The following is a 21,061-nucleotide window of genomic DNA, read 5'->3' on the forward strand; positions in this document are numbered from 1 at the left end:
TAATACATATAAACAAATTTAGGGGTAATTTTGATTAGAATTTTATTTATATCTGTTTTATTGCTTCTTGTTCTGGATGCTCGTGAAAATCCTTTTTTTCCTTCAGGCGGCGAAAAAGATATTCCTATCTCGTCAAATGAAAATAGAAGTAAAGAACCTTTAAAAAGAGCAGCGATTGCTCTTCCTGCTCAAGCTAGAATTCTTCAAAAAGTGACATTAGAGTATAAAAATCTTGACGGCACAGTGGAGAATAAAAGTATAGAGCTTGATAACTCAGTGGATTGGCATCTTCCGGTTTTTGTTTCACAGAACTACTCAGAAATTTCAAAAACTGCCCAATCAGAAGATAAACATGATAAAAATGAAGTTAAGCAAAAAGATTCGACATATAAAACTATTGCATCTGTAAAAGATTTATCACTTTTATCATCAGGTAAAAGTTTAAAGGTAGTAACAACAGATGAAGTTTTAAGAAATTTTTTACTTGTACATCCGCATAGAATAGTGATTGATTTGAAAAAAGATGAAGATGTAAAAAGTTATGTAAAAAAAGATTCTCAAAACATCTTCAAAGAAGTTAGAATCGGGAATCATGAAGGATATTACAGAGTTGTTGTTGAACTTGACGGATATTATCGATATGATTTTAAAAAAGTCTCCGACGGCTACCTTATAGAGTTAAAATAGAGATATTAAAAATAGTAGTTTAGATAAACTTTAAAACTATTCTCGTTACTTTGAATTTCAAAATCATTTCTTTCTTTGTAATCGTAATTAAACTTAATCTGAACATTTTGCGATACTCTGAAATTTTGTGAAATATTCATTAGATATTGCGTATCGCCGTTGTCGTACCATCTTCTTGTGGCTTCTATGCTTGTACTCATATATCTGTATTTATCAAAAACAATGCCAATACTCCCACCCAGAGCGGAAGTAGTTTTTTTATCAAAATAAAAGAGCGGGTCGGTCATCATATAAATATAGGCAAACTCATTTCCCCAACTAAGTCCTATACCGACTGTTCCAATAAAATTTGTTGTTGCATCAAGAGAATTTCTATCCCACCCAAATTTTGTTCTCCACGATAAATTTTCGAAAAACTGAGATCTCTGAGCCAGTGAGGTGATGGAGAGAATGGTGGCTTTTTCTACTTCCGTTTTACGATTAGAATAGGAGAGCTCAAAATCAAGAAACTCAATTTGCGTGCCCCTTAAAAATCCGTAGCCGCTATCTTGCAGGTCGTGATACGCAGGACGAATTCCTAAAAGACCGATAGATTTACCTTCTCTAAATCCGCCTCCTATTGAGGCTCTTATCGCTTGATGTCCGTCTATCGGGTTTGGGGGAGTGTTAATATTTAACTTTTCTCCCTGTCCTAAACTTGCTCTTGCTTTGGAAAAAGCATGAAAAAGTTTTAGATAATCCTCTTTTTTGATTTTGCTTTTGCTCATTTTATACTCTAGCAGTTCTATTGAAGCTTCTAATATGTATCTTTTTTGTTGAATATCAATATTTATATTATTTATAACATCTTGCTCGGTAATATCTGAATTAACTAACGATAGCGGCATAGTTTTGTACTCTTCATAAAGCAACTCTTCATACTTTAAAAGGGTAGTTCGTTTTGAGGGCCTGTAAAAACTACCATTTATGATGCCTTCGGCTTTTGTAGCATGTACAGTCTCAAGAGGGATAACTTGATAATTAAAATATTCTCTTAGATGTATATTTTCTCTTGCAGTCTCTAAAAACCAAAGCATATTGTATGAGCAATTCTCGGTAAAAAAATAGTAGTATGAGTGAGTTTCGTTTAGTTCCCAAATGTGCTTAAACATTTTAAGAGTCTCTTCTTCGCTTAGGTCTAAATCATACTCCCAGATATCTCTCTGCTCACTGTCTCTATACTCTTTTAGTTTGTCATAATAGGGAAGAAGCGAGTATTTGCCGAAGTAACCGCCAAATAGTCCTTTTATCGCGAAAATAGCACCGTTTTCTTTGTCCGGATCCGCATCCGCCGCATAATTTACCGCATATGATAGAAGTTTTGAGTCATATGCGGAGTTTATCCGCAGAAATGTATGCCCGAACATAGAAGCCGGTGAGTTTATATGAGCCGAGGGAAAGACTAAAGTTACTGATTTTGGATTTAATCTCTCAAGTACTTTATCATACTCTTTGCACTCTACTTTTGGAAAGTGTGCGATATTTAGCTGCTCTGCCAGCCAAGCTTTTCTTGCCGGAAATCTGCATGCGGTAGAATTGTCGTCAAAAGTTTTTTCGTTTAATAGAGCCTCAATTGTAGCGTTTAGCTCGCTTTTTGCATTAGTTTTGCCATCAGGTGAGAGAAAAAATCTTTCATCGTCTATTTGGCTGACTCCATCATCTATGTGAAGAAGCAGATTCCAATATCTTGATTGTGATAAATTTAACTCTTGTGCCTTTTGTTGATACGCCTCTGTGGAGCCGTTTAAAAAAGTAATGCAAAAAATGAGAATTAAAAAGGATTTATTTAAAATGGAGATTTCCTAAATTTGAAATAAGGAGGTTAACTTTAAAATAGACAAAAAAAAGCTACTAACTAGACTTCTTTATAAAACTTATAAATTAGATTCCAAATCAAGTTTGGAATGACGGAGTACATGAACTCTGTCATCCTGAACTTGATTCAGGGTCTATATAAGAAATTAATCTTATAAAGTAGTCGTAGCGATATTATCAAGAACATCAGCCATAGTAGCATTTTGGCTAGTATAGATGCTGTTGTAATTTTGTTGAAGTGACGCGCTAAAAGTTGCTTTATCGGATATTTTTAGTAATTCCGCTAAAGTATCAACACTTTCGCCGTGTCCTACTGCAATCTCTTTTGCAAGTTGATCCATATTTGAAGCAACAAACTCCTGCGCCTGCTCATTCATTACAAACTTAGTTTTTTGACAACCCGAAGTTCCCGATGTAATACCGAAAGTTTGGTTTCCGAAAATACCGTTTGTAGTAGCTTGGAGTGCTAATAAAACTGCAGTCGAATTATCTTTAATAATCATTGAACCTAGACCACAACCCGTTTGAGAATTAACATCTGCCATTACAGATGAGCTTAGCGCTATAACTGCCGCAAAACTAACTAAAAATTTTTTCATCGAACATTCCTTTGAGTTAAAATCAAACAATTGTAGGATTTGTTACCTTAACTAAAAATTAGTTTTTATTTAAGTCCTCATCTTTCCAGTATTTTGTACCTTGAATAGTCACTTGAAGTGCAAGTCCGCTTTGGGTCAATTTGTAAAGTCTAATTCCCGGTGCAACCGTCTCTGCGGCATTTGCCGCTCCGCCGCTCTCTTTATATTTTGCAGCGGCGTCTGCTTGCGCATTTGCTTCCCAGCCGCTGTTTACGAAACTATCATATGCATTTTTGTTTTCAAATAAAAACACGGCTCTGAAATCTTTAGCACCAAGACCGAGCCCAATACCTCCGGATGCCATGTTCATGTAAGTATTTATTCCGGTTCTGTTGTTATGTGCCATCCCTTTGCCGCCCTCTGCCGAAAACAGAATAAGATTAACCCCGACATTGCTAAATGTTGCATACCCATAGGAACGAAGTATCATATCTTTAGCCTCCGGAGCATACTTATATAGCAGCTGCAGTGTTTCATTACTCATTTTTATGCGCTCTGTTCTCTCTTTGCGGTTATCCTCTTTTATCTCTTTTTCACTCTTACCCGACCAAAAACCTGAGAACATAACAGCAACAAGAAGTAAACCGACAACAAATTTTAAATGTTTCATAGTATCCCACCCTTGATTTCTTTAAATAATAATAGCATAATATATAAAAATTAAAGTAGGTAGCCGTGTCTTTACAAGTCGGTTGGAACTATTTCCCATTTAGGGAAATTAACATAAAAAGCCATGATTTTTGCACTGCATTTTGTGGACTTCGTATCATTCAACTCTCCGATTTGCATCTTACTAAAAAAGTTGATATCGTCTATCTCAAGACATTGGTTAGAAAAATAAATGAGCAAAAACCGGATCTTGTCGTCTTTACCGGAGATATCATTCAAACAAAAGCTCTACGCGTAAAAGAGCAGATAGAAGTTTTTAAAGGCTTGGAGGCAAAAGCCTATTTTGTGACCGGTAATCATGATATAGTTTACGGTGTAAAAGAGCTGCAAGCGGTTATGAATGAGAGCAATATTATCTGCTTGGACAATGAAATAGTAAAAGTGCAAATTAAGGATTTTGAGTTGCAACTGGTTGGACTTAGCGATAGATATAGCTTTTTTCGCGGAATTAAACGACCCATAAAAGAGCTTTTTTCAAAACTTGACCCGAATTTGCCCACAATCCTTCTGGCACATCAGCCAAAGGACATAGAGCATATCGGTTCTCACCGTATCGATGTTCAACTAAGCGGACATACCCACGGCGGGCAAATATACCCGATTAGTCTCTTAGTCAAACTTTTTCAACCATACTTTAGCGGTCTTTATATGTATAAAAAAACAGTTCTATATGTGAGCAACGGAGTCGGATATTGGGGTTTAAATATTAGATATAAAGCTGGGAGTGAAATAGCGGTATTAACAATCAATTAGTAAAAAAAGAGCATAATAAATTTCTAATAAGGAGTTTATGATGAGTAGAGTTTTTTTGTTTTTCCTGTTTTGTGTCTCGATTTTAAGTGCCGATTTTTTACAGCCAAACTCTTATGTAACAAGACTTAATGAGTTTAAATATGCTACGCCAAATGATGTCGCAGTTAAAATACCAAAAGATGTAAAACTTGTAATCGTCTCTTCCCAAAAGGCGACGGGAGCTTTGGTTAATGAGTATTTAGACGGTCAAAATCCGGATTATCTGCAAAAAAACCGCGCTGTTTTTATCGCAGATATTAACAAGATGCCGACCATCGTTACTAAAATGTTTGCTCTGCCAAAACTTAGAAAATATAAACATCCTATATATGTAAGCAATGATGAGAGATTTGAGGAAGTTGTCCCAAGTAAAGATGATAGAGTTACACTTTTGTATGTAGAAAATTCTATAATTAAAAATATCTCATATATCTCAACAAAAGAAGAGCTGAAAAAAGCGATTGAGAAGTGATATCGTTAAAAGCACTTAGTAAAAATCCGTTTAAAAGTCTGTTAATATTTTCATCTATTACCATCGCGGTGATGGCGATTTTTCTTATCAGTTCAGTTTCGCAGGGCATCATCGGGATGTTTTCAAAGATGATTAAAACGGATGGCGATATCATTATTACTCAAAAGGGTATTTCAGATACTTTTTTCTCGAATGTTAATATTGCTTTGATGGATAAAATAGATAAACTAGAGCATGTGACGACGAGTTATGCAATGATAGTCGGGGCATCCCCGATAGGGCATATCCCTATAGCAGGAATTTATGGAACATCCGCTAACCATTTTTCTCACTATAAGCTCTCAAGCGGAAAATACCCTAACGAGGGTGAAGTGATTTTAGGTGAAAATCTAGCTAAACAATTTACAACAAAAAATATAAATATAGGAAACAAAAATTTTGAAATATCGGGTACATACAGCAGCGAGATAGGCTTCGAAGAGGGTGGAGTCGTTATGAACATGGGAGATGCCGGTAATCTTTTTAACCGCTCTGCCTCTTTTATTTTGGTTTCATCAGATTCGCCTAACGAAATAGATGAAATTGTTAAAAAAATTTCTAATTTAAACAGCGAAATAGAGGTGAAAACAACGCAAAATTTCGTAAAAGAGTACAACCAGTTTAAAATAATCGAAAATTCATCTTTTGTTATCTCTACACTTGCTTTTGCTATGGGTTTAATGGGGATTGCTTCGGTTATGAGCATGATTGTAAACTCCCGCAAAGAGGAGTTCGGCATTATGCGCGCACTTGGCAAGAGCCGATTTTTTATCATAAAAAATCTATTTTTTGAAACACTTATTATGAGTTTCTCCGCATATCTGTTCGCACTCTTTCTTAGTTTTGGGATCTTGGCACTCTTGCCTCATATAGAGATGCTTCAAGGGTATGTAAACGGTACGCTCTCTCTCACAAGCGCTATCTATGTTTTAGCCTCAACGCTCTTTATGGCGCTTTTAGGTTCACTCTTTCCTGCTTGGATAGCTTCTAAAACAGACCCGATTTTGCTTATAAATCAAGGATGTGCATGATACAAGCATCAAATATTTCACATTTTTACGGTAGTGAACAAGTGTTATTTGACCTCTCTTTTGAGATAAAAAGCGGTGAGTTTCTCTTTTTAAGCGGAGAGAGCGGAAGCGGAAAATCAACGCTTCTCTCTATTTTATCAACGCTTTTAAAACCATCAATGGGAGAGCTTTTGATAGACACGGAGGCGGTTGATAAAATCAAAAATATAGACTATTTTCGCCAAAGCAAAATAGGCTTTGTTTTTCAGTTTCATTATCTTATAAACTATCTTAGCGTTTATGAAAATATTGCATTAGCCGCAATGGATAATAAAAAAGAAAATATAAACAGGATACTTGATGAGCTTGGTATTTTGGAGCTTTCTTCACGCTATCCAAACGAGATTTCAGGCGGACAAAGACAGCGTGTTGCCGTAGCTCGTGCACTTGTAAATGAGCCGAAAATTATTTTTGCAGATGAGCCGACGGGGAGTTTGGACTCAAAAAACAGTACGATTGTTTATGGACTTTTAGCAGAAGCCGTAAAAAACGGTACAACGGTTGTGGTTGCTTCTCATGATATGCAGATACAAAATTACGCAACTAAAATTATTAGGTTAAAAGATGGACAAATTTTATAAATTAGTAGAGCGCTTTGTACCTGTATGGGCTTTTATATTTCTAGGCTCTATCCTAGTCGGCGTTATTTTTGCGGCTCAACTTTTGGGAGTTGAATTTTTAAATAGTACTTTGTTAAATCCGGCAACAACCCGTTCTCTTCATATAACGCTTATGCTCTATGGACCGATTATGCTTGCTCTCTCACTTCTTCCGTTTGCTCTCTTTGCAAAGGACAAATTGGATTTGAGCGATGCGGTAGAACCGCTTAAAAACTACTTTTTACTATGGCATCTATTTTTATTTATGGCGGTTGTCTCTATCTCTTTAGGAGCGCAGCGTGGTTTGCCTTTTTATGATTTTGCGTATGAGTTAAATTTTATACTTGCAGCTTCGGGCATTTTTTATATTATTGCTATTTTTAAAACCATAAAGAATTATGAAGTTACACCGCTTTGGGTGAAAGTATCAAAAGCACTTCTTTTTGCGGCACCTTTGGTACTTTTGGTTTTGATGAACCCAATATTTGGGCAAGTTGAAAAGAGTCTTATCGGACCTCACGGAGACAATACTTTAGGGATGAGTTTTACTATAATTCCGCTATTTTACCTTATGATAAAACTTCATGCAAAAGATAATTTTGTTCCAAAGTGGCATCTTTTTTGGATTATTCCGCTTGTGGGATATGCTCTCTCCGTTGCAACCCGCATATTTAGGGGTGAGCTTTCATACGGCGAAGAGTGGGTTTATCAGTGGCTAACTTTTGCTTATGCACCGCTGCTTATAAAGTGGTGCAAGGATGCAAAACTCTCTCTCAAAGAAACGCCTTATCTTATCATTTCTATCTGGGCATTTTTGTTTGTGATGATTCAAGGAAATATACTCTTTATCCCTGAAATTCGCTGGCCTTTTCATAGAAACGATTTGATAGTTGCTCATGCTCATGTGGCTATCGGGCTTGGTATATTTTTTATGGCGTTAAGCGTGCTAAAGTATTTTTATAAACTACCGCAAAATTTTATGCGCTTTTGGCTTTATGTCATAGCAATTATCTTTGTTTCACTCTCTCTTGCAGGGTTTGATGAGGCGGGTCTTTTTAAAATTGATGTTACTCTGATGTGGCAAATCCGCCTCTTTGGAGGAATTGTTGCCGTTGTTGGATTAATTTATTATATTCTTAAAAAGATGAAAATTGTTAAATTATCTCTTTTGCAGATATACCATCTAAACGGGTTTTTATCAGATGGCTTAGGGGCAATAATTTTGTTTTTGTTTGCGCCGTTGCTGTTTAAAGTTCTAGGATTCACTTTTACCCCATACTACTATTTAATCTTTGGGTTTATGGGCTTTGTCGGTATCTTACATCTTATCGGCATAACCAAAGAGCCGCATTTTTTGGCATATTTGACATCGATTGCTCGTTTGATTACGGGAACTGTTTTTTTATCTCTATTTTATTTGCAAACGATAGATGCTCTTGGTCTGCTTGTCGGGTTTTATGATATCTCGTATGCCCTTATATATCTTATGCTTAGAAGCCGTTTATGATAATTCACTCTTTTGCGTTATCTCTTCTGCTGGGATTTGAGTTAAGCTACTATCTTCTCATACTTCAAACAGGCATTGTTGCACACTACAACTCCGATTTGGTAACACTTTTTCCGATGTTTGCAGGCGGAGTATTTGGAACATGGTTAAGCGGTGTATCTTGGGGAGGCATTAAAAATCCTATTCATAAGATAATGGTTGCTTTATCTTTGCAACTGTTTTTGTCATTTTCTTATCCGAATTACAATATTTTTACTTTGCTATTTTTGGGTTTAGCAGTCGGTTCAATGGCTCCTTTGGGTATCTATCTTTTTAAAGCAAAACAACAAAAAGAGTTATTTTTTGCGCTATCTATCGCCTATACGGTAGGTACATATTTTTTTACTTATGATGTAGATAGCAGAGAGTTTATAGCAGTTCTTTTTACTCTAATTGCACTCTCTAGTGCATTAGTGCTTAAAAATTACAGAGTTGAGGTGGATAGCAAAGTAGTCTCTTACCCATTTGCTGCATACCTTCCCCTGATATTGTGGATACTTTTGGACTCAAATCTTTTTGAAACGCTCTCAAGGCATGCGGGATTGGATATTTGGTCAAAATATACTCTCACTATAGCTCTTTTTCACATTGCAGGGCTTGCTGTAGCCTATTTTGTCCATATACCAAAAATAAAGCAGCACCTTTTAATAGCTATGCTTTTTGCAATAAGTTACTCTCTATTCTATATTGCTTCTCCTTTTTTGTTGGCGGTTTTCTATCCTTTTACGATTTCATACTACAATGTGGTTGTTTTTAGAGTTTTAAGTGAAGAGATGAGTCTCTCTAAGCTCGCTTTTATGATGATGTTTGTCGGCTGGATTGCCTCCGGATTTGGATTGGTTTTGGCCTTATCAAGAATTTTATACTAAGGAATTAAAATGAAAAAATTATTACTGGCACTACTTTTGGCTCTACCGCTTTTTGCTGTAAATCTGCAACTTAAAAGCGGTTCTGTCGCGGCACATACGGAGATGGCGATGGATAGTGCTATAGATCCGCTAAATAACTCTTTGCGTGCCGATATAACAATGGAGGGTGATGATATAACGACTCTTAAGGGTAAGTTTTGGGTTGAGATGAATCTCTTTGTTAGCGATAAGAGTGATAGAGATAAAAATATGTATAAAGATGTTGAAGCGGATAAATTTAAACTAGCTACATATACTATCTCAAGTGTCACAAAAACAGATGATGGTTACACTATAAATGGAGTACTAAATTTTCACGGAAAAGAGAAACCATTAAGTGCAAAAGCTAAGATAACGACAACTAGCGGTGCTCTTGCAATAGAAGCTACCTCAATGATTTTAGTAAGTGATTTTGGTATTAAAATGCCGTGTATGGTTTTTATGTGTGTTCGTGACAGAGTCGACTTGACGGTTAAAGCTGCATTTTAAAAGCCTAGTTTTGCAAGAACTCTATTGTATAATAACGAATAATTTTTTTTAAGGATAGATATGTTTAAGTATATAGTAGTCGGGTTTTTAATGTTGCTAAATTTGGAAGCAAGTACGGATGAGGCGCTCAAAGCCTTTAAGAATAAAGATTATGCAACAGCTTTTAAGCTGTATGAAAAAAGCGCAAACAGCGGCGATGCAACTGCTCAAAGTGCGCTTAGTTACCTCTATGCAAACGGTTTAGGTACAAAACAAGATACAAGCAAGTCCATAGAGTGGCTGGAAAAATCTGCAAGCAACGGAAATGCAACCGCACAGTATGACTTGGGTATGTTTTACTTAAACGGAAATAGTGTAAAAAAAGATAGTAAAAAAGCTTTTGAACTGCTTAGTGCGTCATCAAATCAAAACAACCCTAACGCTCAGTACAATTTGGCGCTTATGTATTACAACGGCGACGGCGCAGATTTAAATGTGTCAAAAAGTGCTGAACTTTTAGAGAGTGCTGCAAACGGCGGGCATGTAGTTGCAAAACAAAATGTAGGGCGTGTCTATATGCAGCTTTTAAATTTTGAAAAAGCTGCAGAGTGGTTTGAAAAAAGTGCGGCAGCTGGGGATGAGAGCTCATATTATGCTTTAGCGCAGATATATTGCCAATTAGAAAAGTTTGATAAAGCAAAAGTATGGACGCAAAAAGCTATCAAGAGCGGAAATAAAGAGGCAGAGCTGCTTTATAAAAAATATGAGTTGGATAAATATTAATAGAGTTCTTGCATAACAAAAGATCCTGAATCATATCCAAAGGGCACGCGAGTTCAGGATGACGGAAGCTAAAGAATCTCGTCATTTTAAACTTAGTTTGGAATCTAATTTTTAGTCTAATATCTAAATAGAGACTATTTTATAACCTGAGCCGTAAATATTTTGAATTATATCGTGCGGCAGTTTTGTACGAATTCGCTTCATAAGAGATGTTATAGCATGGGTTGAGAACTCTTTGTTATTCTTCTCTTCATGAAGATGCTCAAAGATATCTTTAGCCGCAAAACAGCGGTTTGGTTGTGAAAAAAGTAATTTCAAGAGCAAATTCTCCATTTTTCTTAGTTTTATCTCTTTGGAGTCATGCCAAAGAGTGTTTGTTGAATTATCCCAATATGTATTATCGGTAACATAAGTACGATGAGTTGTTTTTCTAATTAACTCTACGGTTCCAAGCAGCACTTTTTTTAGCTCATCCATTTTTATCGGTTTGATTAGATATGTTTCAAGATGAAGTTTGATTGCCTTTAAGAGTTTTTCTTGTTCGGAGTGCGCACTCATAACGATAATCTTTGTATCTTTATCATTTTTTCTTATCTTGGCAATCATATCAAGCCCGTCTAAATTCGGCATATTTATATCGGTTAAAATAATATGCGGTCTCTTTTGCTTATAGATGTCATATGCTTTGTTTCCGCACTCTGCAGTGTAAATCCTATTAAAAAATATTTGCAGATACTCATGAAGCGATTCGCGAAGGTCCGCTTCATCTTCCGCCAATAAAATAGAGATGTCTTTGATTTTTTCAATGTTCATTTTTTATCTTTATAGTAAATTCGGCACCAATTTTTTCATTTTTGGCGTTGTAGATATTCTTTGCACTTAAAAAGCCGTTCATATTATCCTCTATAATCATTTTTGCTATATGCAGTCCGAGTCCTGTTCCCATTGATTTGTGCTTTGTCGTAAAGTATGGATCAAATATTTTGCTTAAGTTACTCTCTTCTATCCCGCCGCAATTATCGGCTATGCTAAGAGTAGTATAATCGCTGTTTTTATGCAGCGTAATAGTAATGTTAGTATCGGTTAGGTTTTTTATCGTAATTAAATCGTTTATATTTGACAAGATAGAAACTATAACCTGTATAAACTCATTCATAAGTCCGTAAATTTTATATTCGCCATTAAGTAAAAGATTTACTTTAGTTCCTTTATAATCTTGTTGCAGGTTTACGATATCAAGCGATCTCTCTATGGCGTCACAAACCCTAAACCAAGACTTCTCTTTATCAGGGCTATAGTAACTCATAAAATCCTCTATGGTCTCAGACATATATATAACACGCTTTTCCATTTTCTCCAGTTTATCGGCTATCTCTTCTTTGCTTAGTAAATTTGCTCTGTTTTTCTCTTTTAGTATTGCTATGGATGTATTTATTATCGCTAGAGGCTGACGCCATTGATGAGCTATATTTCCAATCATCTCGCCGATTTCTGCTCTTTTAGATTGCTCAAATAGTAACAAATCACGCTCTTTTAAAGCTTTTTTCTTTTTTTGCAACTCTTCAATCGTATCTATCAGTTCACGATTATATTTCTCTTCTATGTATAGCCCGCAATCAAGATTTTTCATATCATTGATTAAGGAATCAATATATCTTTTCTCTATAACGGAACCATGCTGAGGAGCTATTAAATTTATATCAAGCTTCTCTATTTTGCCTAGTGCATAATTAAAAATATCTTTGCTTGGCATATACTCCTGATGAAACTGTTTTGCTTTCATAAAATAGCTCTCATCCGCATAAAACTCCCAAGACTCTTCGATGCCTCCGAAAATATCGCCTGAAAATAAAACTTTAGAAATAGGCTCATAGCTTACAAACGCACCAGGAGAGTGACAATACGGGGTTGTTAAAAAATCAAGCTTAAGCCCGCTAGAAGTTATGAGCTGATTGTTTTGTTTGTCTATTTCGTAATACTTGGAAGTTACCATATAGTGTTTGATTAAAAGAGACATTCTTGAGTGGGTAACTATAAGAAGGTCATCTCTATTTATCAGTTTTTCTATCTCAGGCACGGCTGCTGCCAAATCAGGGTCTTGATGGTGCAATATAATATATTTTATAGAGCGGATATCGATAATGCTTTTTATTTTTCTAACCGTCTCATCAAACTCAATCATAGATCCTGGGTCGATTAAAACCGATTCATTGCCGTTTTTAATCAGATATGAATGACACTGAAAAGGGTCATCTTTTAGATGCATGCCCACCCAGTAGATATTTGGGGCAATGAGCACTGCTTCTGAAGCATTAAGCGGTTTAGACATTTTCCCCAAACCATTTTAGTTGTTCTCTAAGTTCAACAACTCTTCCTACGACTATAAGTGCAGGAGTAGGAACATCTATCGTTTTTTCAACTATATTTTCCAGCGTTCCGACAACGACGCTTTGATGTTTTGTTGTTCCTCTTGAAATTACGGCACAAGGATAACTGCTTGGTTTACCGATTTCCATAAGTTTTTTAGATATTTTTGGAAGGTTGTGCAGCCCCATTAAAAAGACGATGGTATCATCTGTTTTAAAAGTATCCCAAGGGATTTGAGACTCTTTTTTATTCGGAGATTCATGCCCCGTTACGACTCTAAAGCTCACGGAAACGCCGCGATGAGTTACAGGGATACCGGCATAAGCAGGCGCACTTATAGCAGATGTGATGCCGGGAATTATCTCAAACTCAATACCGCGTTCATAAAGATAGAGCGCTTCTTCACCGCCGCGACCAAATACAAACGGATCACCGCCTTTTAAACGAACTACATTTTCGTATTTTAGGGCATTTTGATAGATAACTTCATTGATATCGTCTTGAGGGACAATGTGTCTGCCGTCTTCTTTTCCGACATAAACAAACTGGCATCCGCTCTTAGCTTCTTCCAAAATATCGGGATTTGCCAAGCGATCGTAGATAATTATATCTGCTTCTTTGATTACTCTAAGTGCCTTGAGAGTTAGCAGCTCCATGTCTCCCGGACCTGCGCCCGTTAAATAAACCTTACCCATTACTTAGCCTCTTCATAAATAAATATACCTGATGGTTTGTTTACGTTGAATAGTTCTCGTGCAACATACCACTCTTTTGTGTTGATAACTGCAATCTTATTTGTGTCGTTTACCGATATATAAAGATTAGGGCGTATATTTGACCATCTTGCATGTAAAACTTTTCCGTCAAACTCAAATCTTTTTATAACTTCCAGAGTTTGCGTATCTATGATTTGAACAACCGGAAATTTATCACCGCTAAATGTTACCGCCATATATTTTTTATCAGGGCTTAGAGCCGTAAAGACCGGAAGACCCTCCGTCTCAATATTTTTTACAAATTTAAAGTCGGATGTATAGACTAAAACCTTGTTGTCTCCAACGGCAGGAATAAATACATTGCCGTCACTTATACTCCAAAATCCGAAATGCGGAACTTTAAGTACGGGTTTTCTGTCTTCAAGCAAAATTTTGATTTTTGTATACTCCATAGTGTCAAGGTTTACAACACCGAAAAAGTCGCTTTTGAAAAATCCGGTTATAAAGTTATTGTCTTTTATCATTGCATCAAAAGGCATTACTCCGACATCGTTAAACTCTTTGTAAATTTCAAATTTCGGAAGACCTTTGCCGCCGTTTTTATCTTTAAGCACAGTGATTTTATCATTGTCCATTTGAGAAAAAACCAGATAATCTTTATATGTTTTTATGCCGACATTTTTTGAACCTGTCTCAAATGATTGAATCGGATTTAAATTTCTGTCTAAAATATCAACACTTTTTTTTGCATAGTTTGCAACGGCTATATAATTTTTTTCTATAGTAAAGCCTATTGCACTGTCACTTGTTTTGTACTCTTTAACTATTTTTTCATTCTCAGGGTCGAATTTTACAATGTAGCCGTCGCGTGAAATAACATAACCGTCTTTATCAATAAATTTTACAACACCGTGGTTCATATTGTGCATTCCGGATATACGACCTTTTGGCATACCTTGCTCTATGATTGCTAAGGATTCGCTTTCTCTCTCAACAACAAATATTTTTTCATCGCCTTTTAGTGCCGCAAGTACCGGATTAACCCCTTTTGCATGTGCATTTATAAAAAATACTCCAATTAATGAAGCTCCTATTAAAATTTTGTTTATACTCATTAATGTTTCTCTCTTTCTTGCTGGGTTAAATAACATGATGGATCTTCGCTCCATAAATCTCCGGTAATTGCATAAGCTCTTGCTCTTGAACCGCCGTTGCAGATATCTATTTGTTCACATTCTGCACAAATTCCGCTAATACGCTTTCTTGGGTGAATTCGAAGCTGATCAAGGAGCTCTCCGCTCTTCCAAATATCACCGAAATTTTGCTTTATGATATTTCCTACTGTTATAGGAAAGAATGGATCTGGGCGGACATCCCCTTCGCTATTTATATTTAAAAGTTTGCGTCCTGCACTGTTTCCGCCCCAGCTAACCAATCGTTCGCGCATTGTCTCTTTTAGCTCCGGATACTCTTTGGCAAATCTATCTAAAAATAGAATCGCATCTTGTTCCATATTGCCTGTTACTATCTCGATGTCTCTGCCGGTTTTGTAGTACTCAAACGCTTTGTCAAGTATAAACTCTACCGATTTTCTTCTCTGCTCTTTTGATAAATCCATTTTTAGATTATCCAAACCACGCCCGGAGTATACAAGATGGGAGATATATATCTTTGGAATGTTTTCTCTTTCTGCGAGATCAAAAATATACTCTAATGAATCTATCGTCTCTTTGGTAATTGTAAAGCGGATACCGACCTTTGCTCCGGTTGCATTTGCAAGTTGCACTGCTTTTAGAGTCTCTCTAAAAGCACCCTTTAAACCGCGAAAGTGATCATGAGTAGGCTCATCCCCGTCTATGCTCACACCGACATAATTAAATGTGTCTACAATTCTTTGTACATTGCCTTTTGTAAAATAAAGCCCGTTACTTGAGAGATATGTGATAATTCCGTTAGCTTTGCAAAAATCAGCTATCTCAAAGAGATCTTTTCTTGTCAGCGGTTCTCCGCCCGAGAAGATGATAAACTTTACACCGTTTTCTTTCATCTCTAAAATTGTTTTTTTAATTTGCTCAGTCGTAAGCGTATCGACTTCATCTAAGGTTGATTTTGAGTAGCAGTGAAGACACGATAAATTGCAGCGATTTGTGAAATTCCATATTGCTATAGAGCCGTTAAGTACTCTCTCCGGCTTTCCCTCAACTACCGAGGATATGAGGTTTGATAGTCTAAACATTATTTGCCTTTATATGAGAGTATATATTTTGCAATAGCTTCTCTCTCTTTATCGGTTAAATCTATTTTTGTCATAACCGTTCGCTTGTATCCAAAAGCTTTGTACATAGACTCAGGGCTTAAGATGTATGCTTGAATCTCTTCATAGGTTCTTTTTTGAGCAATTTCATTAAAAGGAGGACCAAACGCTACGGCAGTCTGGTGGTGACAACCCCAGCAATAAGTCTCAAAAATCTTTTTTCCGTCTAGTTCATTTGCAGATAGAAATGAGACTAAACTAAGGGCTATTAATATATTTTTTTTCATATTTATTCTCTTGTTTGATATATTATTTTAACTAAACAAAGCTTGAATTATGGCTTATAAATGTCAAAAATTATAAATTTTATATAGATTGTATATTTATGTATAAGCAGAAGATTTAGAGGTATTTATTAGGGTTTTATTATTGTTATTAATTGAGTATTTTAGATAGAGGTTTCTCTCCCGAGGGAGAGAAAGTGCAAATTATGCACCTGGAATAGTTTGTCTGTGCTCGATTGAGTAAGTGAAAGTAGGAGTTGTTAAACCAGTGATGTATTTAACAAATTTACCTGTTGTCGCTTCATAAATACCGATACGACCTGCATTCCACTCAGAAATCATAGTCCAGTGACCGTGATTTGCCGGTTCAGCGTGAAGAATTCTAGGAACTACTGCAACACCTTTAGCATCTTTAACAGTTGGAACTTCCCATTTGTATAGAACTTTGTGAGTTACAGGATCTGTAACTGTACCTTCAGTTGTACCAACAGTGATAATTCTGTCTAGTTCAAGAGTTTGTTTGTTGATTAAGTGAACTTGATTCCAAACATCGCTTGCTCCAAGTACATTGTCTGCCCATAAGAACGGAGTATGCTCAGATGTACCGATGAATAGACCGCCACCACCAGTTGGAATATGACGAATAACATCGAAGTGATCATCCCAAATAGTTACTTGACCTAAGTTCATGTTAACTGTTGCTCCAAGTTGTTGACCTAGAGTTTCGTTATACCAAGAAGAACCTTGACCAGGGTGTGGTTTAGATGCTGGACCTGTATAGATTTTTGTAACTAAAGATTTAGTTTTAAAGTCTACAACACCAACAACGTCACTTCCTTGAGAAGCAATAAATAGGTAACGACCAATCTCTTTACCTTCATTTAAGAAACCATCATGAAGAATATCTCCGATATTTGGAATATCTCCAACGATTGGGTAGTTTGGTTTAGAGTAATCTACGATATAAACGTGACCACCGTCTTTAAGTGCGAATGCAATATAAGGACCGTATGGAGTGTCAAAAATACCTGCAACACGAGATGAATCGATGTCACCGTTTGGTTTGATAACGCTTGAAGTTGGGTAAACTTTTAACGGCTCAAGAGTCATAGCGTCCATTAGAACAGCTCCGCCTGGTACATAGTTACCAGCCATTAGGAATTTACCGTCTGGTGAAACTGCAAGACCGCGAGACTCAGATCCAACTTGACATTCAGCGATTTTTTGTTGACCAGGAGTATTTAAGTCGAACATTGTTACTAAACCTGAACGAGAGATTGAGTAAGCATAACGAGGTTGACGCTTATTAGTAACTGTTACGTGAACAGCGAAACCAGCAGGGTGCTTAGATAAAATTTTACCGTTTGTACCGTCAACGAATGCAACACGCTCAGCATCTCTTTCTGTTACGAAACAGATATCAGTGTTTTTCTTAACGTCAGCCGGATTTGGATACTTTTTAAAGAATTCCATTCTATCGTTAAGGTTTTTCCAACCGCCTTTTACTGCTTCTAAAGTAAGTTGATCAATTTTTTTACCTTTAAAGTGTTGGATATAATCAACCATTTTATCAGCATCAGCTTTAGAGAATTTTTCTTTAAATCCTGGCATTGCTGTACCGGCTTTACCATTTAAAATAGTATTTGAAAGGTCATAAGCATTTTTCTTAGCTGTTACGGCTGGACGTAAATCTGAACCAACACCACCCTCATGGTTTGGACCGTGACAACCTTGACACTCTTTTTCAAATACTTTTTCAACATCCATTGCAGATGAATCAGCCATTAACCCCGAACCAACTACTGCCATTGCAGCAACAGACATAACTAACTTGTTTAATCTCATTTTATTTCTCCTTCTAAAATAGATATTTTGCGGGCCCGAGGGCCCTGCAACTTCAGATACTTAATTACCTTCTTGCTCTAAACGAGCTTTCTCTTGTTTGTAAATCCAAATCATTGGAAGTACGATAACAGTGTGTAAAAAGATAGTTAATGTTAACGGACCTTGAGCTAGAGTACCGAAAAAACTTGGTACTAAATCTGTAAACGGTTCAAACATTGCATTCATTTTAATTCTCCTTAACGTACATGATGAGTAGCTTTGCCGATACTCAATAAATCTTTAACTAGGAAGAAGAAACCTGTGAATGTAACAACACCCATCACTAATCTCCAATCCATACCTTGTGCAAACCATGCCCCTGACTGACCGTCAAAGTAACCTGCCCAAGTAGCACCCATTTGTGCACGAGTAACAAGAACATCTACATAACCTGCAACAGTAAGCGCAACAGTCATACCAACAACACCACCTGTAATCATGCTAGTTGCAAAAATAGTCGATGTCGTGTTGTTCATAACTTTAATACCGTTTTTACCTTGAACGGCAATATACATCATACCGATAAGGATAGTTGCATAAGCTCCAAAGAACGCTAAGTGTCCGTGTGCCGATGTAAACTGTGTACCGTGCGTATATAGGTTAACTTGTGGTAGAGTGTGGAAGAATCCCCAAATACCAGCACCTAAAAAGTTTCCGAATGCATTTAAAACAAACCATGTAAACGCCGGTTTATTTGTAATAACAGAAACATCTTTGCCTTTTGCACTCTCTTCACCTTGCATTTTACCCCAGTCATAAAGAACATGGATAAACATCGCAACAAGCGGTAATGGCTCTAGTGCAGAGAAAAGTGCTCCGATTTCCCACCAGTACTCAGGTGTTCCAATCCAGAAATAGTGGTGTCCCATACCAAGGATACCTGAACCGAATAACATTGTTACTTCAATCCATAACCACATTTCAACAACTTTACGGTGTGCACCAATCATAGTGATTAGACCATAAGCAGCAATCGAACCAACGAAAACTTCCCAAGTAGCTTCAACCCAAAGGTGAATAACCCACCACCACCAGAATTGATCAACCGTGATGTTGTCCGTATAGAACATACCAGTTAAGTATAAACCTGCAAAAGCGATCATATCTGCCATAAGTACAGTTACGATACCTGAACGGTTACCTTTCATACCAGTCATGAAAAGGTTTGCAACGAAACCAAGTGCAACAACCGTAATACCTAAGTCTGCCCAACGAGGAGCTTCGATATACTCACGACCTTCATGGATAAACCAGATTGATGTCTCGTCTGCTGCTCCAACTTGAACAAATATATAAACAAGAACAACAACAGTTACTGCTGCAGTAAATACCCAGAAAAGTAATTTTCCAAGTTCGATACCTACTGTTTCAATACCTGTTTCATCAGGTAATAACCAATATACTGAACCAAACATTGCAAAAACCATCCATACAACAAGTGCATTAATGTGTATCATTCTCGCAACAGAGAAGTCAAGAATCTCAAATAAGAAACCCGGTATTACATATTGAATAGCAGCTACAAGACCAAAAAGTAATTGTGCGCCAAAAAGAGTTGCAGCAACCGTAAAATACCATGTCGCTAGCTTTTTTGATTCTGATGTTAAATAACTATTTGCCATTTACTGCTCCTTGTATTTTTCCAAAATTTCTTGGGAAACCATTTGTATCAATTGATGACATATGTTTTAAGAAAGCAACTAAACCTTTAGCCTCTTCAGCAGTAATACCAAGATTTGGCATCATACGAGCGTGAGTAGGGTATTGAGACGGATGTTGTAAGAATTCAGCCATAGCTTCTTCTTTTGTACTTTTTCCAGTCATAGCTTGCATTGATCCAGTTGGACCCCATGCCGGATCTAACCAAGCTTTTGTTAAGTCCGGAGCATAATATGCGCCATTTCCAAGAAGTGTATGACAATTCATACAGTTTTTAGTTTGTGAACCTAATTTACCTAAGTGAAGCAATTTTGCAGCTTCTTCTTCTGAGTAATCATCTCTTCCGAAAAATTTCTCTTTTTCACCAATTACAGGAACTTCATGCTGACGCTTCTTGTCCATTTCATAAGTAATTTTATAATTAATAACTGTAGGTCCTGGAACCCTTTTCGTTACACCATTTTTTAAATCTGAATCATTTCCCATTGAAATTTGTCCACTTGTATCAAATGTCAACCAAATGAGAAGAACTGATGCAAACCCTGTGATCCATGCTGCTGAGCGTTGCCAGAAGCGATTATCACTCCATACGGATTTTTTAGCCACTATAGCCTCCTATAAATTATAAGTTAATATATATTTAAGTTAGTGTTCATTTTCTTCATGAACACGATCTTGCATGTAATAAACTGCATGTGGAAGTAATAATATTCCAATAGCAGCAACAACTAAAGCCTTTGCCGTAAGTTCATTAACATGCATCAAACTCCCCATCAGATATAAACAGTAAGCCGTCAATATCCAAAATAGATAGCCAAAAGGCATAGTCCATGCTTTAAGCAGTTTAACTTTCACAGCCGTATATATACCAACATAGAATCCTCCAAATACTAAAACAAGAGTAGAAGATACGAAAATTGTCAAGAAATCATCAGCAAGAATATCCTGCGTCATAATAGCTTCATTAACCATTGGCCTCTCCCTCAATTATTAAATTTTTCAGAATCAAAGAGAAGTTTAGTCCTATTTTGTTTAAAGCTAGTTGATATAAATCAATTTTTTTACTTAATTTAAAAATTAAGGTTTGTTTTATTATTTCTGTAACTTTATGAAACATAAGACAAATTTATTCTATTTTTTATAGAGTATTTATAGTTGATTTTAGATAATTAAAAGTAATGCAAAAATAGCGAGAGAGTGAGTGAAAAAAGGAGAGTTGTAACTACAATTACGGTGCGTTTTTGTTTTTCTTGCAGATTATATTTTTTTTCTAAATAATTCCCCACTTTGATTCCGGGAAATACTGAAAACATTAACATAGGAATAATCATAACAAGAACAATTACAACATCATGTAGCATAATAACAACTC

General features: G+C 36.4%; 24 protein-coding genes. 10 read left to right on the forward strand and 14 right to left on the reverse strand.

The features are described from left to right. Positions 1-30: 30 nt before the first annotated feature. The gene (locus PHQ93_RS08155) at positions 31-687 is read left to right on the forward strand and encodes an AMIN domain-containing protein (protein WP_299942986.1); all 657 of its coding nucleotides are present in this window, start codon (positions 31-33) and stop codon (positions 685-687) included. Between the two features lie 5 nt (positions 688-692). Here the strand turns inward: PHQ93_RS08155 and PHQ93_RS08160 are convergent, their stop codons facing one another. Then, positions 693-2,225: a DUF4105 domain-containing protein gene (locus PHQ93_RS08160; RefSeq protein WP_367278387.1), complete on the reverse strand. Its 1,533-nt coding sequence runs from the start codon at positions 2,223-2,225 to the stop codon at positions 693-695. Here PHQ93_RS08160 and PHQ93_RS08165 point away from each other — a divergent pair. Then, positions 2,179-2,394, forward strand: a complete 216-nt coding sequence (locus PHQ93_RS08165; protein WP_299942988.1) for a hypothetical protein — start codon at positions 2,179-2,181, stop codon at positions 2,392-2,394. The two genes, PHQ93_RS08160 and PHQ93_RS08165, sit on opposite strands and share 47 nt — an antisense overlap. A gap of 299 nt (positions 2,395-2,693) precedes the next feature. Here PHQ93_RS08165 and PHQ93_RS08170 read toward each other — a convergent pair whose 3' ends face one another. Both PHQ93_RS08170 and PHQ93_RS08175 read right to left on the reverse strand, forming a co-directional pair. Beyond that, positions 2,694-3,140, reverse strand: coding sequence for a DUF3015 family protein (locus tag PHQ93_RS08170; protein WP_299942990.1), 447 nt, complete (start codon positions 3,138-3,140; stop codon positions 2,694-2,696). Positions 3,141-3,198: 58 nt separating this feature from the next. Beyond that, on the reverse strand, positions 3,199-3,789 hold the full coding sequence (locus PHQ93_RS08175; RefSeq protein WP_299942992.1) for a hypothetical protein: 591 nt from the start codon (positions 3,787-3,789) through the stop codon (positions 3,199-3,201). Between the two features lie 65 nt (positions 3,790-3,854). Between PHQ93_RS08175 and PHQ93_RS08180 the strand changes: the two genes are divergently transcribed. From PHQ93_RS08180 to PHQ93_RS08215, 8 genes are read left to right on the forward strand one after another with little or no spacing between them, the layout of a single operon-like run. Beyond that, positions 3,855-4,601, forward strand: a complete 747-nt coding sequence (locus PHQ93_RS08180; RefSeq protein ID WP_299942993.1) for a metallophosphoesterase — start codon at positions 3,855-3,857, stop codon at positions 4,599-4,601. Between the two features lie 40 nt (positions 4,602-4,641). Beyond that, positions 4,642-5,112, forward strand: a complete 471-nt coding sequence (locus tag PHQ93_RS08185) for a hypothetical protein (protein WP_299942994.1) — start codon at positions 4,642-4,644, stop codon at positions 5,110-5,112. After that, a complete protein-coding gene (locus PHQ93_RS08190) occupies positions 5,109-6,182 on the forward strand; it encodes an ABC transporter permease (RefSeq protein ID WP_299942996.1) in 1,074 nt (357 codons plus the stop codon). The genes PHQ93_RS08185 and PHQ93_RS08190 overlap by 4 nt, the downstream gene beginning before the upstream one ends. Next, complete coding sequence (locus PHQ93_RS08195) at positions 6,179-6,802, forward strand: ABC transporter ATP-binding protein (protein WP_299942997.1); 624 nt, start codon at positions 6,179-6,181, stop codon at positions 6,800-6,802. Before PHQ93_RS08190 ends, PHQ93_RS08195 begins: the two co-directional genes overlap by 4 nt. Further along, a complete protein-coding gene (locus PHQ93_RS08200) occupies positions 6,786-8,327 on the forward strand; it encodes a hypothetical protein (protein WP_299942999.1) in 1,542 nt (513 codons plus the stop codon). Before PHQ93_RS08195 ends, PHQ93_RS08200 begins: the two co-directional genes overlap by 17 nt. Beyond that, positions 8,324-9,235 (forward strand): hypothetical protein, encoded by a 912-nt coding sequence (locus PHQ93_RS08205; RefSeq protein WP_299943002.1) that lies wholly within the window; start codon positions 8,324-8,326, stop codon positions 9,233-9,235. The genes PHQ93_RS08200 and PHQ93_RS08205 overlap by 4 nt, the downstream gene beginning before the upstream one ends. Before the next feature lie 9 nt (positions 9,236-9,244). Then, positions 9,245-9,763, forward strand: coding sequence for a YceI family protein (locus tag PHQ93_RS08210; RefSeq protein ID WP_299943004.1), 519 nt, complete (start codon positions 9,245-9,247; stop codon positions 9,761-9,763). Positions 9,764-9,823: 60 nt separating this feature from the next. Further along, a complete protein-coding gene (locus PHQ93_RS08215) occupies positions 9,824-10,525 on the forward strand; it encodes a tetratricopeptide repeat protein (protein ID WP_299943006.1) in 702 nt (233 codons plus the stop codon). 123 nt (positions 10,526-10,648) lie between these two features. Here PHQ93_RS08215 and PHQ93_RS08220 read toward each other — a convergent pair whose 3' ends face one another. The 11 genes from PHQ93_RS08220 to PHQ93_RS08270 form a co-directional block, all read right to left on the reverse strand. Beyond that, positions 10,649-11,338 carry a response regulator gene (locus tag PHQ93_RS08220; RefSeq protein WP_299943007.1) on the reverse strand — a complete coding sequence of 230 codons (690 nt, stop codon included), beginning with the start codon at positions 11,336-11,338 and terminating at the stop codon, positions 10,649-10,651. After that, a complete protein-coding gene (locus PHQ93_RS08225) occupies positions 11,328-12,854 on the reverse strand; it encodes an ATP-binding protein (RefSeq protein WP_299943009.1) in 1,527 nt (508 codons plus the stop codon). Before PHQ93_RS08225 ends, PHQ93_RS08220 begins: the two co-directional genes overlap by 11 nt. Next, the gene (cobA, locus tag PHQ93_RS08230; protein ID WP_299943011.1) at positions 12,847-13,587 is read right to left on the reverse strand and encodes a uroporphyrinogen-III C-methyltransferase; all 741 of its coding nucleotides are present in this window, start codon (positions 13,585-13,587) and stop codon (positions 12,847-12,849) included. The genes PHQ93_RS08225 and cobA overlap by 8 nt, the downstream gene beginning before the upstream one ends. Beyond that, positions 13,587-14,723 carry a cytochrome D1 domain-containing protein gene (locus PHQ93_RS08235; RefSeq protein ID WP_299943013.1) on the reverse strand — a complete coding sequence of 379 codons (1,137 nt, stop codon included), beginning with the start codon at positions 14,721-14,723 and terminating at the stop codon, positions 13,587-13,589. Before PHQ93_RS08235 ends, cobA begins: the two co-directional genes overlap by 1 nt. Beyond that, entirely contained in the window at positions 14,723-15,844 is a 1,122-nt protein-coding gene (locus PHQ93_RS08240; RefSeq protein ID WP_299943015.1) for a radical SAM protein, read from the reverse strand. Before PHQ93_RS08240 ends, PHQ93_RS08235 begins: the two co-directional genes overlap by 1 nt. Beyond that, positions 15,844-16,149, reverse strand: a complete 306-nt coding sequence (locus PHQ93_RS08245) for a cytochrome c (RefSeq protein ID WP_299943017.1) — start codon at positions 16,147-16,149, stop codon at positions 15,844-15,846. The genes PHQ93_RS08240 and PHQ93_RS08245 overlap by 1 nt, the downstream gene beginning before the upstream one ends. 201 nt (positions 16,150-16,350) lie before the next feature. Next, positions 16,351-17,991, reverse strand: coding sequence for a nitrite reductase (locus tag PHQ93_RS08250; protein WP_299943019.1), 1,641 nt, complete (start codon positions 17,989-17,991; stop codon positions 16,351-16,353). Between the two features lie 60 nt (positions 17,992-18,051). Then, positions 18,052-18,216: a hypothetical protein gene (locus tag PHQ93_RS08255; RefSeq protein ID WP_299915136.1), complete on the reverse strand. Its 165-nt coding sequence runs from the start codon at positions 18,214-18,216 to the stop codon at positions 18,052-18,054. A gap of 11 nt (positions 18,217-18,227) precedes the next feature. After that, the gene (locus PHQ93_RS08260) at positions 18,228-19,652 is read right to left on the reverse strand and encodes a cbb3-type cytochrome c oxidase subunit I (RefSeq protein WP_299943021.1); all 1,425 of its coding nucleotides are present in this window, start codon (positions 19,650-19,652) and stop codon (positions 18,228-18,230) included. Then, positions 19,642-20,295: a cytochrome c gene (locus tag PHQ93_RS08265; RefSeq protein WP_299915134.1), complete on the reverse strand. Its 654-nt coding sequence runs from the start codon at positions 20,293-20,295 to the stop codon at positions 19,642-19,644. Before PHQ93_RS08265 ends, PHQ93_RS08260 begins: the two co-directional genes overlap by 11 nt. A gap of 39 nt (positions 20,296-20,334) precedes the next feature. Then, positions 20,335-20,661, reverse strand: coding sequence for a hypothetical protein (locus tag PHQ93_RS08270; protein WP_299915133.1), 327 nt, complete (start codon positions 20,659-20,661; stop codon positions 20,335-20,337). Positions 20,662-21,061: the final 400 nt, after the last annotated feature.

Source organism: Sulfurimonas sp. (assembly GCF_028714975.1).
Taxonomy (GTDB): domain Bacteria; phylum Campylobacterota; class Campylobacteria; order Campylobacterales; family Sulfurimonadaceae; genus Sulfurimonas.